This window comes from Streptomyces sp. DH-12, assembly GCF_002899455.1.
Lineage (GTDB): Bacteria > Actinomycetota > Actinomycetes > Streptomycetales > Streptomycetaceae > Streptomyces.
Genome location: NZ_PPFB01000001.1, coordinates 2,209,783 through 2,223,968, shown reverse-complemented (window position 1 = coordinate 2,223,968; position 14,186 = coordinate 2,209,783). Strand labels below are relative to the sequence as shown.

The following is a 14,186-nucleotide window of genomic DNA, read 5'->3' as shown; positions in this document are numbered from 1 at the left end:
GCCGGTGCCACCGGTGGTCCCGCCGCCCGCCAGGCCTGGAAGCCGCCGCTCGACGGCACCGTGTTCAGCCGCACCACGCCCAGCGCACCCTCGCCCCAGGCACCCCCGCCCTCAGCGCACCCCAACGCGCCGGGGCGCTCACGCCCAGACCAAGGCCCGCCCCCAGCAGGCACCCCACCTCACCGAGACCCCGCCCCCGCGTCCTCCCTGGCCTTCGCCCCCGAATCGCCCGGGTCTCCCGCATCCCTCGACTCCGCCGAGACCGCCGGTCCGCCAAGGGCCGCCTCCGCCGCCGCGTACATGTCCGCCGGGCGGACCCCGCTCAGCGCCGTGACGAGGTGCCCGTCGGGGCGGACGAGCAGTACCGTGTGGGCCGCCGCGCCGGGATAGCTCTCGGCGACCAGCAGTTCCGCGCGGTGCGGCAGCGCGGAGACGGCGGCCGCCAGCCGCGGCATGATCCCGGCGGACACCCAGTGCCGGCGTTCCCACACCCCGGTGCCCGGCGCGACCAGCACCACCAGCAGGGCGCCCCGCCCGAGCCGGTCCCGTAGCCGGACGAAGGCGCCGTCCTCGGCGGTGACGACCACGTCCGTGACCGCCGCCCCCGGCGCCGTGCCGACCGGCGCCTCGCCCTCCAGAGGGCCGGGCGCGAGCGGCGAGTCGGCGTACGTGCCGGGCGCGCCCAGTGCGCCCCGCCCGAGGTGACCGTCCATCAGGAGCGTGTCGAGGCCGCGCGAGGAGCCGGGGACGTAGGCGCGCAGCCCTCCGCCGCCGCGCAGCAGCGGCAGTGCCTGGTCGGCGGCGCGCAGCCGGGAGGAGACGATGGCGCGACGCTCGGTCTGATAGCTGTCGAGCAGCGCGTCGTGCGGGCCGTGGTGCCAGGCCAGGGCCAGTTTCCAGGCGAGGTTGTCGGCGTCGCGCAGCCCTTCGTCCAGCCCGTGCGTGCCCAGCGCGCCGAGCAGGTGCGCCGCGTCCCCGGCGAGGAAGACGCGGTCGGCCCGCCAGCGCCGGGCCAGCCGGTGGTGGACGGTGTGCACCCCGGTGTCGAGCAGTTCGTACGGCGGCACCGAGCCGCCGTTCCAGCCGGCCAGGGTCTCCCGGATGCGGGTGAGCAGCATCTCGGGGGTGACCAGGTCCTTGCCGGGCGGCAGCAGCCAGTCCAGCCGCCACACCCCGTCCGGCAGCGGGCGCGCGGTGATCTCGCCGGCGAAGGGGCCGGACGTGCGCCACGGCGGCGAGCGGTGCAGCAGCGCCTCGTCCTGCCAGGGGAGTTCGGTGCGCAGGGCGGCGACGGCGTGACGTTCGACCGCGGTGCGGCCGGGGAAGCGGATGTCCTGGAGTTTGCGCACGGTGGAGCGCGGGCCGTCGCAGCCGACCAGGTAGCTGCCGCGCCACCAGGTGCCGGAGGAGCCCCGGGTGCGGGCGGTGACGCCGGAGCGTTCCTGCTCTATGGTGTCCAGCCGGCTGTCGGCGACGATCTCGACGAGCCGTTCGTTCCCCAGCACCGCGCGCAGCGCGCCGGTCAGGACGTGCTGGGCGATGTGCAGGGGAGCGGCCTCGGCGTCCTGGAAGGCGACCTCGCCCGTCACCTGCTTGCGCCGCATCGACCGCCATCCGGCCCAACGGAAGCCCGCGTGGCCGAGGGACAGGCCGGTCAGCCGCTCCATCAGCGCGGCGGTGTCCTCACGCAGCACGACGGTGCGGGCGGGACGGGGTTCGTCCTTGCCCGGCCCCTCGTCGAGGACCACGCACGGCACGTCCTGACGCGCCAGCGCCAGCGCCAGCGTGAGCCCGACGGGCCCCGCTCCGACGACGATCACCGGGTCCACGGCGCGGCGCCCCCTGCTCGGAGTGACGTCGGGGAGGACGTGGGGGAACAGGAAGATGGAGCAGGGTGCACGATCACAGAACGTATGCAACCTATTGCCGGTGCTTGCGTCAAGTGACCGAAGGGCGGTGGCGATCATGAGCCGCTGCGGAAGCGGTCCCGGCACGTGACAGTTCCTCACGTGGGTCCGGGACGCACCGCTCACCCGTCACGGTGATGACGTCCGGTCACCGGCACGACTGTGGCCCGCCGTTCCCGGCGGGCCACAGTCGTGTCACGGGCGGACGCGCGTCAGACGCCGTCGGTCTTGTGCGGACCGCCGACCTCGGCCGCGTTGATGTCGTCCACGTCGTCGGCGCCGAGCACCGCACCCGTACCGCGCTTGCTGCGTCGCAGCCGTGCCTCGAGCCAGGAGGCGAAGGAGGTCAGGGCGAAGTTGAGCGCGATGAAGAGCACGGCGACCACGGTGAAGCTGGCGATCACGTTGGCGCCGTAGTAGCCGCTCATCGTGTTGGCCGAGGCGAGGAGCTCGGGGAAGGTGAGGACGGCGCCACCCAGGGCGGTGTCCTTCACGATGACGACGAGCTGGCTGACGATGGCCGGGAGCATCGCGGTGACCGCCTGCGGCAGCAGGACCAGCCGCATGAGCTGGTTCTTGCGCAGGCCGATCGCCATCGCGGCCTCGGACTGGCCCTTGGGCAGGGACAGGATGCCGGCGCGCACGATCTCCGCGAGGACGGAGGCGTTGTAGAGGACCAGACCCGTGACGACCGCGTACAGCGGGCGGTCGTCGGAACTGACGTTGGTGTACTCGGCGAACAGCGCCAGGCCGAAGATCATCAGGACCAGCACGGGGATGGCGCGGAAGAACTCCACCACGACACCGGCGGGGATCCGGACCCAGGCGTGGTCGGACAGGCGGGCGATGCCGAGGACCGCGCCGAGCGGCAGTGCGATGATCACCGCGAGGACGGCGGCCTTCAGCGTGTTCTGCAGACCCGGCCAGATGTACGTGGTCCAGGCCTCGGTGCCGGTGAAGAACGGCTTCCACAGGGCCCACTCGAGCTGGCCCTTGTCGTTGAGGGTGCTGAACACCCACCAGAGGAGGGCGGCGAGAGCGACCAGGAACACCGCCGTGAAGATGATGTTCCGCCGCTTGGCGCGGGGGCCCTGGGCGTCGTAGAGAACGGAGCTCATCGCTTCACCGCCACCTTCTTGCCCACCCAGCCGAGGAACAGGCCGGTCGGCAGCGTCAGAACCACGAAACCGAACGCGATGACCGCGGAGATCAGCAGCAGCTGCGCCTCGTTCTCGATCATCTCCTTCATCAGCAGCGCCGCCTCGGCGACGCCGATGGCGGCGGCCACCGTGGTGTTCTTGATGAGCGCGATGAGGACGTTCGCCAGCGGCCCGACGGACGAACGGAACGCCTGGGGCAGCACCACGAGGCCCAGCACCTGGTTGAAGCTGAGGCCGAGCGCGCGGGCGGCCTCGGCCTGGCCGACCGGCACGGTGTTGATGCCGGAGCGCAGCGCCTCGCACACGAAGGCCGAGGTGTACAGGATCAGACCGAGGACCGCGAGCCGGAAGTTGATCGTTTCGAAGTCGTCCGCGCCGAGCGTGGCGCCCAGGGTCTGGTTCAGGCCGAGCGACGTGAACAGGATGATGACCGTCAGCGGGATGTTCCGCACGATGTTCACGTACGCGGTCCCGAAGCCGCGCATCAGCGGCACCGGGCCGACGCGCATGGCGGCCAGCAGGGTGCCCCAGATCAGGGAGCCGACGGCGGAGAGCACAGCGAGCTGCACCGTCGTCCAGAAGGCCCCCAGCAGGTCGTAATCTTCAAGAAAGTCGAACACGATCTCCCGCGCTTCCGCGTGTAGGGATGCATGCCCCGGTGCGCCGCCCCGCATCGGGGCGGCGCACTCCGTCAGGCGCTGCCTCAGCTCTTGATGTCGCCGATCTTCGGCGCGGGCTCGTACTTGTAGTTGGCCGGGCCGAAGTTCTCCTTCACGGCCGTCTCCCAGCTACCGTCGGAGACCATCTCCTCAAGGGCCTTGTTGATCTTTTCCTTGAGGTCGCTGCCCTTCTTGACGCCGATGCCGTAGTTCTCGTTCGTCAGCTTGAAGCCGCCGAGCTTGAACTTGCCCTTGAACTGGTCCTGGGCGGCGTAGCCGGCGAGGATCGAGTCGTCCGTGGTCAGCGCGTCCACGGCGCCGTTCTGCAGACCGGGCAGGCACGCCGAGTAGGTCGGGTACGGCTGGAGCTGGGCCTTGGGCGCCAGCTTCTCCTTGATGTTCTGCGCCGAGGTGGAGCCGGTGACGGAGCAGAGCTTGGCGTTGTTCAGGTCCTCGGGCGACTTGATCTTGTCGTCGTCGGCGCGGAGCAGCACGTCCTGGTGGGCGAGCAGGTACGGGCCGGCGAAGTCGACCTTCTCCTGGCGCTCAGGGGTGATCGAGTAGGTGGCGGTGATGAAGTCGACGTCGCCGCGCTGCAGCATGGTCTCGCGGTCGGCGCTCTTCGACTCCTTCCACTCGATCTGGTCCTCCTCGTAACCGAGCTTCTCGGCGACGTAGGTGGCGACGTCCACGTCGAAGCCCTCGTAGCCCTGCGGGGTCTTCTGGCCGAGGCCCGGCTGGTCGAACTTGATGCCGATCGTGATCTTGTCCTTGCCGCCGTCCGAGGACGACGACCCGCCGTCCCCGTCGCCGCCGCCGCACGCGGTGGCGGTCAGGGCGAGGGCGAACACGGTGGCCGAGGCGGCGGTGACCTTGCGGAGCTTCATGGTGCACATCCTTTGACTGGTGAAGTGATGCGGCCCGGTCAATGTCCGGTGACGCAGGTCGGCAGGGACGCGGCGGTGCGCCTCAGTGGTGCAGGATCTTCGACAGGAAGTCCTTGGCACGGTCGCTGCGCGGGTTGCTGAAGAACTGGTCCGGCGTCGCCTGCTCGACGATGCGGCCGTCCGCCATGAACACCACACGGTTCGCGGCCGAACGCGCGAAGCCCATCTCATGGGTGACGACGATCATGGTCATGCCGTCACGGGCGAGCTGCTGCATGACCTCGAGAACCTCGTTGATCATCTCGGGGTCGAGAGCCGACGTCGGCTCGTCGAAGAGCATGACCTTGGGTTCCATCGCCAGGGCCCGCGCGATGGCGACGCGCTGCTGCTGACCACCGGAGAGCTGTGCGGGGTACTTCTCGGCCTGCGCGCCCACGCCGACCCGGTCGAGGAGGGTACGCGCCCGCTCCTCGGCCTCCTTCTTGTCCTTCTTCCGGACCTTGACCTGGCCGAGCGTCACGTTCTCGAGCACGGTCTTGTGCGCGAAGAGATTGAAGGACTGGAAGACCATCCCCACGTCGGCACGGAGCCGCGCCAGCGCCTTGCCCTCGTCGGGCAGGGGCTTGCCGTCGATCGTGATCGAGCCGGAGTCGATCGTCTCCAGACGGTTGATGGTGCGGCACAGGGTGGACTTCCCGGACCCGGAGGGTCCGATGACCACGACGACTTCGCCACGGGCGACCGTGAGGTCGATGTCCTGGAGAACGTGCAACGCGCCGAAGTGCTTGTTGACGCTCTTCAGGACGACCAGATCGCCGGTCGCGGCCACATCTTCCTTGGCCACCGATACTTCGGTCATCGCTTTCGGGCTCCGTCCTCCTCGGGTTTCGGAGGACAGTAGTAACCCTTCAGACCTGCGTCATTACATCTGAGGGGAATCTGAGCATCACGATCCGATAGCAATCGGACACCTGTCGTAGCACTTGTGAGCAGGGGCGCGTCCCGGCCGCACAACGGTACCGAAGCGCAACCGGAACCCTCTTGACGTGGTCGTCCCTCATCGGCGTGACTGCAAGGTGCACCCCGCGTGCGCACGTGCAGGGAAACACCCGCGGACGTACGGCCGATGAATTGAAGGAGGCCCTGGTGAGACTGCTGCTCGTCGAGGACGACAACCACGTCGCCGCGGCCCTGTCGGCCGTCCTGGCCCGTCACGGCTTCGACGTCACCCACGCGCGCAGCGGCGAGGAGGCCCTCCAGGCGCTCGTACCCGAGAGCGACGGCTTCGGCGTCGTCCTGCTCGACCTGGGCCTGCCCGACCAGGACGGATACGAGGTGTGCGGCAAGATACGCAAGCGCACCGGCACCCCCGTGATCATGGTCACCGCGCGCTCCGACGTGCGCTCCCGCATCCACGGCCTCAACCTCGGCGCCGACGACTACGTGGTGAAGCCGTACGACACCGGGGAGCTGCTCGCCCGGATCCACGCCGTCAGCCGCCGCACCGTCCACGAGGAGCCCACCGGCTCGACCGAGACCGAGCTGCTCCTCGGCCCGGTGCGCATCGAGCTGCCCACCCGGCAGGTCAGCGTCAACGGCACGCCCGTCCAGCTCACCCGGAAGGAGTTCGATCTGCTCGCGCTGCTGGCCCAGCGTCCGGGGGTGGTCTTCCGCCGGGAGCAGATCATCAGCGAGGTGTGGCGCACCAGCTGGGAGGGGACCGGCCGCACCCTGGAGGTGCACGTGGCCTCCCTGCGCTCCAAGCTCCGCATGCCCGCCCTGATCGAGACCGTGCGCGGCGTCGGCTACCGGCTCGTCGCGCCCACGGCGTAGCGGGGCCGGGTGCGCACACGTCTGCTGCCGCTGCTCATCGTCCTGATGGCGGCCGTCCTGCTCGCCCTCGGCGTGCCGCTCGCGGTGAGCCTCGCCGGCGCCCAGCAGCAGAAGGTCGTCGTCGACCGGATCGACGACACCGCCCGCTTCGCGGCCCTCGCCCAGTTCGTCACCGAGCCCGCCGACACCTCCGGCGGCGACGTCAACGAGCGCCGCGAGACCCTCAGCAGCGAACTGCGCAGCTACCACAAGGTCTACGGCATCCGCGCCGGCGTCTTCTACCGCAACGACGCCCCCATGGCGCACGCCCCGGAGGACTTCTTCCTGCCCCGCACCGGCGAGGTCCGGGACGCCTTCAAGGAGGCGCTGCTCAGCCGCCGCAGCCACGACCCCGAGCAGGTGTGGCCCTGGCAGCGGCGCAGCCTCGTGGTCGCCTCGCCGGTCATCCGGGACGGCGACGTCGTCGCGGTCGTGGTCACCGACTCGCCCACCGGGCAGATGCGGTCCCGCATCCTCCAGGGCTGGCTGGTCATCGCCGCGGGGGAGGCGGCCGCGATGCTGCTGGCCGTCGGCGCGGCGCTCCGGCTCACCGGCTGGGTGCTGCGGCCGGTGCGCGTCCTCGACGCCACCACCCACGACATCGCCACCGGCCGCCTGAAGTCCCGCGTCGCGGTGGCCGGCGGACCTCCCGAGCTGCGCCGGCTCGCGCGCTCCTTCAACGAGATGGCGGACAACGTCGAGAACGTGCTGGAACAGCAGCGCGCCTTCGTCGCCGACGCCTCCCACCAGTTGCGCAACCCGCTGTCCGCGCTGCTGCTGCGCATCGAACTGCTCGCCCTGGAACTGCCCGAGGACAACGAGGAGATCGCCTCCGTGCAGGCCGAGGGCAGACGGCTGGCGCAGGTCCTGGACGACCTGCTCGACCTGGCCCTCGCCGAGCACAGCGAGCCCGCCCTGCAGATCGTCGACATCGGCGCCGTGGCCGCCGAGCGGGTCGCCGCCTGGTCGCCGTCCGCCGACGCCAAGGACGTGACGCTGACCGGCGTCTGTCCGCCGACCACCGCGTGGGCGGACCCGGTGGCGCTGTCCAGCGCGCTGGACGCGGTCATCGACAACGCCGTGAAGTTCACCCCGGCGGGCGAGACGGTCGAGGTGACCGTCGCCCCCGACGGCGACACGGCGACCATCGTCGTCGCCGACAACGGCCCCGGACTGACCGACGAGGAGCTGACCCGCATCGGCGACCGCTTCTGGCGCAGCGGGCGGCACCAGAACATCAAGGGCTCGGGCCTCGGCCTGTCCATCTCCCGGGCCCTGCTCGCAGCGGGCGGCGGCTCCCTCTCCTACGAGCCGCACGAGCCGCACGGACTGCGGGTGACCGTGACCGTGCCGCGCAACGCCCCCGCGGGGGAGGCGGCCGGTCAGGGCTTGACGGACCGGTAGTACCGGCGGGCGCCCTCGTGCAGCCGCAGCGGATCGGTGTAGATGGCGGTGCGCACGTCGACGAGCTGCGCGGAGTGCACGTGGGCGCCTATGCCGTCGCGGCTCTTCAGCACGATCCGGGTCAGCCACTCGGTGAGCCGGGGGTCCGCGTCCGCGTGGGTGATCAGCAGGTTGGAGACCGCCATGGTCGGCACGGCCGAGCCGAGCTGACTGCCCGGGTAGGCCGACTCCGGCATGTTGGTCGCGCGGTAGTGGCGGGTGGCGCCGCCCTGGTCGTGCAGCTTCGCGACGAGGGAGGCGTCGATCGGCACGAACCGCAGCGCGGACTCCTCGGCGTACGTCTTCAGACCGTCCGTGGGCAGCCCACCCGACCAGAAGAAGGCGTCCAGACCGTGCCCCAGGCGCCCGGGGCCGGTGTCGATGCCGTCCGCGGACGGCACGATGTCCCGCTCCGGGTCGATGCCGGCCGCCCGCAGCAGCCGGTTGGCGATGAGCCGCACCCCGGACTTCGGCGGCCCTATGGCGACCCGCTTGCCCCGCAGGTCGGCGAGCGTACGGATGCCCGAGTCGGGCGCGACGGCGAGCTGCACGTAGTCGTCGTACAGGCGTGCCACCCCACGCAGCCGGCCGGCGCCGGTGCGGTCCTCCTGCCGGTACGTCTCCACGGCGTCGGCCGCCGCGAAGGCGAAGTCGGCCTGCCCGGTGGCGACCCGGCGGACGTTCTCCCAGGAGCCGTCGCTGGTCTCCAGCCGCACCGTCAGACCGGGCATGTCCTTGCCGAGCGCGGTGCGCAGCAGCTCGCCGTACTTCTGGTAGACGCCGGCGCGGGTGCCCGTGCTCATCGTGATCGTCCCGCCGGGCGGCTCCTCACGCCAGGGCGCCAGCCACCACAGCAGCAGCCCGAGCACCACCAGACCGGCGGCCGTGCCCCGCAGGGCCCGCCGCCTGCCGATGGGGGACAGCACGTGGGACATGGCCGCGATCCTGCCAGCCCGGTGGCCCGCTGACCAGGGCGGAACTCACAGGACCGCCCGGTGATGTCCGAGCCGGCCGTTACCGTCCCCACCGTGGTGCCGTCCCCGTCGGCATGGTCCGCGCGTTCCACCGCGCCCTCGGGCCGGACGCCCACGGCACCCCGACCGGGATTCCGCCGGACCTCGCCGCCCACCGCGGCGGCCGATCGCTCGCGGAGGAGGCCAGGGAGGTGGCCGAGGCGCCGGTCACGGGCCCCCTCGGCCGGTTCGCCCACGAACCGGCCGACGTGGTCCGCGTCGCCGACGGCGTCGCCCGGGTCCACGGCATCGGTCCCGACACGGCGATCGCGCAGGTCCACCGCTCCGACCTGACCGAGCGCGGCCCCGACGGCACGGTCCTCGAGGGCGGCCGTCACGAGGTCCCGGACGTGAGGGCGGTGCTGCGACGGCAGGGTCGGGCGGGCCGCCCGCAGGGCATGCGGACCGTGAAGCGGGAAAAGTCCAGGCCGGGTCGGCGCGGTCGCTGTAGCTCCCACCGATGACGTCCTCCGCCGGCTCCTCGCCGACGCCGTCCGCCGCCGACGCCGAGTGCCTCGCGCTCACCCGGCGGCTGCGGCGCAGGGGCACCGTCGTGCTCTCCCTGTTCGCCCTGGCCCGGGCCCTCGCGGGCGCCTCCGCGACCGGCTCGGTGACCGACGTCGTGCCGCTGTCCATCGTGGTGGCGGCGCTCGGGATCACAGCCGGCGCGCTGTACCTGGGGCTCCGCAAGGACGCCCGGCCCTCGCCCCGGACGGTGGACCTGCCGGAGAACTGGGCCCGCGGGGCGGGCGTCGTGAACGCCCCCGAGCTGCTGGCCGTCATCGTCGTCGTCGCCGCGGCCCACGCCTCCGGACGCCCGGCCTTCGTCCCGGCCGGCATCGCGCTCGTCGTGGGGCTGCACTTCTTCCCGCTCGCCCGGCTGTACGACCAGTGGCAGTACCGGTGGACGGGCGCGCTGACGACGGCGGTGGCGGCCGTCGGCGCCGTGCCGGCCCTGGCCGGTCCGCCGGCCGGGACCGTCCAGCTCGTGGTCGGCCTGGCGTGCGCGGCGGCCCTCTGGGTTTCCGCCTGTCACCTGGCCGTACGCGGCTGAGCCACCTGGCGGTACGCGGCCGAGGGGAACGCGGGGCGGAGCCGCTCCGGGAAACGCCTACCCTTGTTGCCATGACCAGCAGCAGTGACCGGAGCCCCGCCGTGGACGTTCTCTCGACCAGGACCTACGAGATTCGCACCTACGGGTGTCAGATGAACGTCCACGACTCCGAGCGCCTCGCCGGGCTGCTGGAGGACGCCGGGTACGTCCGCGCCTCCGAGGGCTCCGACGGCGACGCCGACGTCGTCGTGTTCAACACCTGCGCCGTGCGCGAGAACGCCGACAACAAGCTGTACGGCAACCTGGGCCACCTCGCGCCGAAGAAGGCGAGCCGCCCCGGCATGCAGATCGCGGTCGGCGGCTGCCTCGCGCAGAAGGACCGGGACACCATCGTCAAGCGCGCCCCCTGGGTGGACGTCGTCTTCGGCACGCACAACATCGGCAAGCTGCCGGTGCTGCTGGAGCGCGCCCGCGTCCAGGAGGAGGCGCAGGTCGAGATCGCCGAGTCGCTGGAGGCGTTCCCCTCCACGCTGCCCACCCGGCGCGAGAGCGCCTACGCCGCCTGGGTGTCGATCTCCGTCGGCTGCAACAACACCTGCACCTTCTGCATCGTCCCCGCCCTGCGCGGCAAGGAGAAGGACCGCCGCCCCGGCGACATCCTCGCGGAGATCGAGGCCCTGGTCGCCGAGGGCGTCTCGGAGGTCACCCTGCTCGGCCAGAACGTCAACGCCTACGGCTCCGACATCGGCGACCGCGAGGCGTTCAGCAAGCTGCTGCGCGCCTGCGGGAAGATCGACGGCCTGGAGCGGGTCCGCTTCACCTCCCCGCACCCCCGTGACTTCACCGACGACGTCATCGCCGCCATGGCCGAGACGCCCAACGTGATGCCGCAGCTCCACATGCCGCTGCAGTCCGGCTCCGACCCCGTCCTCAAGGCGATGCGCCGCTCCTACCGGCAGGAGCGCTTCCTCGGGATCATCGAGAAGGTCCGCGCCGCCATCCCGCACGCGGCGATCAGCACCGACATCATCGTGGGCTTCCCCGGCGAGACCGAGGAGGACTTCCAGCAGACCCTGCACGTCGTCCGCGAGGCCCGCTTCGCCCAGGCGTTCACCTTCCAGTACTCCAAGCGGCCCGGCACCCCGGCCGCCGAGATGGACGGGCAGATCCCCAAGCAGGTCGTCCAGGAGCGCTACGAGCGTCTCGTCGCCCTCCAGGAGGAGATCTCCTGGGAGGAGAACAAGAAGCAGGTCGGCCGCACCCTGGAGCTGATGGTCGCCGAGGGCGAGGGCCGTAAGGACGACACCACCCACCGCCTCTCCGGCCGCGCCCCCGACAACCGCCTGGTGCACTTCACCAAGCCCGACCAGGAGGTCCGCCCCGGCGACGTGGTCACCGTCGAGGTCACCTACGCGGCACCGCACCACCTCCTCGCCGAGGGCCCCGTCCTCGGCGTGCGCCGCACCCGCGCGGGCGACGCCTGGGAGAAGCGCAGGACGGAGAAGGCGGCCAAGCCCGCGGGCGTGCTGCTCGGCCTGCCCAAGGTGGGTGTGCCCGAGCCGCTGCCGGCGGTCAGCGGCGGCTGCGCCGTCGACTGAACCCGTCCGCGTGCCGTGGAGGCCCGCCCCCCGCGGCACCGCCCGGCGGGGCGGGTCCGGACGGCCGCAGTAGGCTGCTGATCATGCTTGTCGCCGCCGCAGTCTGCCCCTGCCCGCCGCTGCTCGTGCCGGAGGTCGCCGCCGGCGCCGCCCAGGAGCTGGACGCCGCGCGCGCCGCCTGCACGGACGCGCTCGGCGTGCTCGCCGCCGCCCGCCCCGACCTGCTCGTGGTCGTGGGCCCGGACGACGGCACCGGGACACGCGCTTATCCGGCGGGCGCCCCCGGCTCCTTCCGCCGCTTCGGCGTCCGGCTGGACGTGCGGCTGGGGGAGGGCGACGGCGCGGCCGGCGGGGAACTGCCGTACGGGCTCGCCGTGGGCGCCTGGCTGCTGGGGCGGACCGGGTGGGCCGGCGCCCCCGTCGAAGGGCGGGGCGTGGGGGAGTCCCTCACGCCCGACGCGTGTGTCGAGGAAGGGCGGCGGCTGGCCGGCCGGGCGGAGCGGGTGGCCATGCTCGTGATGGGCGACGCCAGCGCCTGCCGCACCGTGAAGGCGCCCGGCTACCTGGACGAGCGTGCGGAGCCCTTCGACGCGGAGATCGCCCGCGCGCTCGGCTCGGCCGACGCGGCAGCCCTGCGCGCGCTGGACACCGGGCTGGCGCGCGAGCTGAAGGTGTCCGGCCGTGCGCCCTGGCAGGTGCTGGCCGGAGCGGCCGACGGTACCGCCGGGCTGTCGGGCGCGCTGCTCCACGAGGACGCCCCGTACGGCGTGGGCTACCTGGTCGCCACCTGGTCGTAGACCCGCACGCGGAACGGCGGACGGCCGGGGCGAGCCGCCCCGGCCGTCCGCCGTTCGTGCCGCTCAGGAGGCGGGCGGCGGTCCGGCCGGCGGAGGCGTGCCGCCGCCCGCCTCCGGACCGGGGTCGTTCTTGTGCGTGAAGCGGTCCACGGCCTCCTTGGCCCTGCCCGTGCCCGACTGGATCCGGTCGCTGTACTTGCCCTTGGTCCGCCGGTCGACGGTCTGTGCCGCCTTGTCCAGGCCGTGCTGGATCTTGTCCTCGTGCTGCTGCGCGAGGCCGGAGACCTTGTCCTTGGCGGGACCGATTTTGGCCTTCAGATTGTCCAGGAGACCCATGGTGCACCTTCCCTCGCGGCACGCTACGTGCGGGCGCCCTCGCCGGCTTCGCTGTCGGCGGCCTTGCCGGACTGCTGCTTCGGGATCTCGACGCTCTCCGTGACGGCGCCCTCGCCGGACTCCTTCGCCGGGGAGGACTCCGGGGACGACTCGGGGGAGGACTCCGTCACCGTGGCCCCGGAGGTCTCCGGTGCGCCGTCGGCCGCGGCCTCGGGCTGCGCCGTCGCCGCCGTGTCGTCCGTGCCGGTCCCGGCCTTCTCCCCGTCGGTCCGGGCCTCGGCCGCCGCTGTCTCTCCCGTGGTCTTCGACCTCCGAAAAAGTCGTGCAAAAACGCCCATATCCACTCCATACGTTACTCGTGCGGGCGAAATTCCGCGTAGCCCGGTGTGTCCATCCGTGTGAGCCGGGCGAGTGCCACCGCGGTCCGGCGGCAGGAACCTCGAACGGGCAACGACCCGGCGGACCCCGCGTCACGTAACCCGATCGAGAGCGGCCCCGGAGGTTTGGGAGACTGGATCGGTGAGCAGCGCACCCCTCGCCCCCCGCGTCATCGCCGTCGTCGGACCCACGGCGGCCGGAAAGTCCGATCTGGGCGTCTTCCTGGCCCAGCGACTCGGCGGCGAGGTCGTCAACGCCGACTCCATGCAGCTCTACCGGGGGATGGACATCGGCACCGCCAAGCTGACGCCCGAGGAGCGCGGCGGCGTCCCGCACCACCTCCTCGACGTCTGGGACGTCACCGAGACCGCCTCCGTCGCCGAGTACCAGCGGATGGCCCGGGAGCGGATCGACGCGCTGCTCGCCGCCGGACGCTGGCCGATCCTGGTCGGCGGCTCCGGCCTGTACGTCCGCGGGGCCGTCGACAACCTGGAGTTCCCCGGCACCGACCCCGGTGTCCGGGCGCGTCTGGAGGAGGAGCTGGCCCTGCGCGGCCCCGGGGCGCTGCACGCCCGGCTCGCCGCGGCCGACCCGGAGGCCGCCCGGGCGATCCTGCCGGGCAACGGCCGCCGCATCGTCCGCGCGCTCGAGGTCATCGAGATCACGGGGCGGCCCTTCACCGCCAACCTCCCCGGCCACGACTCGGTCTACGACACGCTCCAGATCGGCGTCGACGTGGCCCGCCCCGAACTCGACGAGCGCATCGCCCGCAGGGTCGACCGGATGTGGGAGGCCGGGCTCGTCGAAGAAGTGCGCGCACTCGAGGCGCAGGGGTTGCGCGAGGGGCGTACGGCGTCACGCGCCCTCGGCTACCAGCAGGTGCTCGCCGCACTTGCCGGCGAGTGCACCCTGGAGGAGGCACGCACCGAGACCGTCCGTGCCACCAAGCGCTTCGCGCGCCGCCAGGATTCATGGTTCAGGCGCGATCCGCGGGTGCACTGGTTGAGTGGGGCCGCGGCGGACCTCGGGGAACTTCCGCGGCTCGCGATGTCGTTGGTCGAACGACCGGTTACAGCCTGATC

The 14,186-nt window shown here is 72.2% G+C and carries 15 protein-coding genes; 7 read left to right on the top strand and 8 right to left on the bottom strand.

Annotation, left to right across the window (positions count from 1 at the left end; all coding sequences use genetic code 11):
• Positions 1–179: 179 nt before the first annotated feature.
• The 5 genes from C1708_RS08805 to C1708_RS08785 all read right to left on the bottom strand — a co-directional run bounded on the left by C1708_RS08805 (position 180) and on the right by C1708_RS08785 (position 5,472).
• Positions 180–1,829: an FAD-dependent monooxygenase gene (locus C1708_RS08805; protein WP_106412134.1), complete on the bottom strand. Its 1,650-nt coding sequence runs from the start codon at positions 1,827–1,829 to the stop codon at positions 180–182.
• A 290-nt stretch (positions 1,830–2,119) separates the two neighbouring features.
• Complete coding sequence (locus C1708_RS08800; protein WP_106412133.1) at positions 2,120–3,025, bottom strand: amino acid ABC transporter permease; 906 nt, start codon at positions 3,023–3,025, stop codon at positions 2,120–2,122.
• Positions 3,022–3,687 carry an amino acid ABC transporter permease gene (locus C1708_RS08795; protein ID WP_106412132.1) on the bottom strand — a complete coding sequence of 222 codons (666 nt, stop codon included), beginning with the start codon at positions 3,685–3,687 and terminating at the stop codon, positions 3,022–3,024. Before C1708_RS08795 ends, C1708_RS08800 begins: the two co-directional genes overlap by 4 nt.
• 83 nt (positions 3,688–3,770) lie before the next feature.
• Positions 3,771–4,613, bottom strand: coding sequence for a glutamate ABC transporter substrate-binding protein (locus C1708_RS08790; RefSeq protein ID WP_106412131.1), 843 nt, complete (start codon positions 4,611–4,613; stop codon positions 3,771–3,773).
• An 82-nt stretch (positions 4,614–4,695) separates the two neighbouring features.
• A complete protein-coding gene (locus C1708_RS08785) occupies positions 4,696–5,472 on the bottom strand; it encodes an amino acid ABC transporter ATP-binding protein (RefSeq protein ID WP_106412130.1) in 777 nt (258 codons plus the stop codon).
• A 287-nt stretch (positions 5,473–5,759) separates the two neighbouring features.
• On the opposite strand from C1708_RS08785, the gene C1708_RS08780 reads away from it, so the two are divergent.
• Together C1708_RS08780 and C1708_RS08775 are read left to right on the top strand one after the other, a co-directional pair.
• Complete coding sequence (locus C1708_RS08780; protein ID WP_106416222.1) at positions 5,760–6,446, top strand: response regulator transcription factor; 687 nt, start codon at positions 5,760–5,762, stop codon at positions 6,444–6,446.
• A 9-nt stretch (positions 6,447–6,455) separates the two neighbouring features.
• On the top strand, positions 6,456–7,889 hold the full coding sequence (locus C1708_RS08775; protein ID WP_106412129.1) for a sensor histidine kinase: 1,434 nt from the start codon (positions 6,456–6,458) through the stop codon (positions 7,887–7,889).
• Here the strand turns inward: C1708_RS08775 and C1708_RS08770 are convergent.
• Complete coding sequence (locus tag C1708_RS08770) at positions 7,868–8,863, bottom strand: TAXI family TRAP transporter solute-binding subunit (RefSeq protein WP_106412128.1); 996 nt, start codon at positions 8,861–8,863, stop codon at positions 7,868–7,870. The genes C1708_RS08775 and C1708_RS08770 overlap by 22 nt on opposite strands.
• Before the next feature lie 113 nt (positions 8,864–8,976).
• On the opposite strand from C1708_RS08770, the gene C1708_RS08765 reads away from it, so the two are divergent.
• From C1708_RS08765 to C1708_RS08750, 4 genes are all read left to right on the top strand, one after another.
• Positions 8,977–9,405: a pyrophosphohydrolase domain-containing protein gene (locus C1708_RS08765; protein WP_106412127.1), complete on the top strand. Its 429-nt coding sequence runs from the start codon at positions 8,977–8,979 to the stop codon at positions 9,403–9,405.
• On the top strand, positions 9,402–9,995 hold the full coding sequence (locus tag C1708_RS08760) for a hypothetical protein (RefSeq protein ID WP_106412126.1): 594 nt from the start codon (positions 9,402–9,404) through the stop codon (positions 9,993–9,995). Before C1708_RS08765 ends, C1708_RS08760 begins: the two co-directional genes overlap by 4 nt.
• 71 nt (positions 9,996–10,066) lie before the next feature.
• Complete coding sequence (gene miaB / locus C1708_RS08755; RefSeq protein WP_106412125.1) at positions 10,067–11,593, top strand: tRNA (N6-isopentenyl adenosine(37)-C2)-methylthiotransferase MiaB; 1,527 nt, start codon at positions 10,067–10,069, stop codon at positions 11,591–11,593.
• Positions 11,594–11,676: 83 nt separating this feature from the next.
• The gene (locus C1708_RS08750) at positions 11,677–12,390 is read left to right on the top strand and encodes a class III extradiol dioxygenase subunit B-like domain-containing protein (protein WP_106412124.1); all 714 of its coding nucleotides are present in this window, start codon (positions 11,677–11,679) and stop codon (positions 12,388–12,390) included.
• Between the two features lie 63 nt (positions 12,391–12,453).
• Here the strand turns inward: C1708_RS08750 and C1708_RS08745 are convergent, their stop codons facing one another.
• Positions 12,454–12,726 carry an antitoxin gene (locus tag C1708_RS08745; RefSeq protein ID WP_106412123.1) on the bottom strand — a complete coding sequence of 91 codons (273 nt, stop codon included), beginning with the start codon at positions 12,724–12,726 and terminating at the stop codon, positions 12,454–12,456.
• A 23-nt stretch (positions 12,727–12,749) separates the two neighbouring features.
• Positions 12,750–13,064 carry a hypothetical protein gene (locus tag C1708_RS08740; protein ID WP_106412122.1) on the bottom strand — a complete coding sequence of 105 codons (315 nt, stop codon included), beginning with the start codon at positions 13,062–13,064 and terminating at the stop codon, positions 12,750–12,752.
• A gap of 181 nt (positions 13,065–13,245) precedes the next feature.
• Between C1708_RS08740 and miaA the strand changes: the two genes are divergently transcribed.
• The gene (gene miaA / locus C1708_RS08735; protein ID WP_106412121.1) at positions 13,246–14,184 is read left to right on the top strand and encodes a tRNA (adenosine(37)-N6)-dimethylallyltransferase MiaA; all 939 of its coding nucleotides are present in this window, start codon (positions 13,246–13,248) and stop codon (positions 14,182–14,184) included.
• Positions 14,185–14,186 lie beyond the last annotated feature (2 nt).

Bases quoted from the DNA above. Each gene is read 5' to 3' on its own strand.
- C1708_RS08750 (WP_106412124.1), top strand. From the start codon at position 11,677: ATGCTTGTCGCCGCCGCAGTCTGCCCCTGCCCGCCGCTGCTCGTGCCG.
- C1708_RS08785 (WP_106412130.1), bottom strand. From the start codon at position 5,472: ATGACCGAAGTATCGGTGGCCAAGGAAGATGTGGCCGCGACCGGCGAT.
- C1708_RS08765 (WP_106412127.1), top strand. From the start codon at position 8,977: ATGGTCCGCGCGTTCCACCGCGCCCTCGGGCCGGACGCCCACGGCACC.
- C1708_RS08800 (WP_106412133.1), bottom strand. From the start codon at position 3,025: ATGAGCTCCGTTCTCTACGACGCCCAGGGCCCCCGCGCCAAGCGGCGG.
- C1708_RS08790 (WP_106412131.1), bottom strand. From the start codon at position 4,613: ATGAAGCTCCGCAAGGTCACCGCCGCCTCGGCCACCGTGTTCGCCCTC.
- C1708_RS08740 (WP_106412122.1), bottom strand. From the start codon at position 13,064: ATGGGCGTTTTTGCACGACTTTTTCGGAGGTCGAAGACCACGGGAGAG.
- C1708_RS08745 (WP_106412123.1), bottom strand. From the start codon at position 12,726: ATGGGTCTCCTGGACAATCTGAAGGCCAAAATCGGTCCCGCCAAGGAC.
- C1708_RS08760 (WP_106412126.1), top strand. From the start codon at position 9,402: ATGACGTCCTCCGCCGGCTCCTCGCCGACGCCGTCCGCCGCCGACGCC.
- miaB (WP_106412125.1), top strand. From the start codon at position 10,067: ATGACCAGCAGCAGTGACCGGAGCCCCGCCGTGGACGTTCTCTCGACC.
- C1708_RS08770 (WP_106412128.1), bottom strand. From the start codon at position 8,863: ATGTCCCACGTGCTGTCCCCCATCGGCAGGCGGCGGGCCCTGCGGGGC.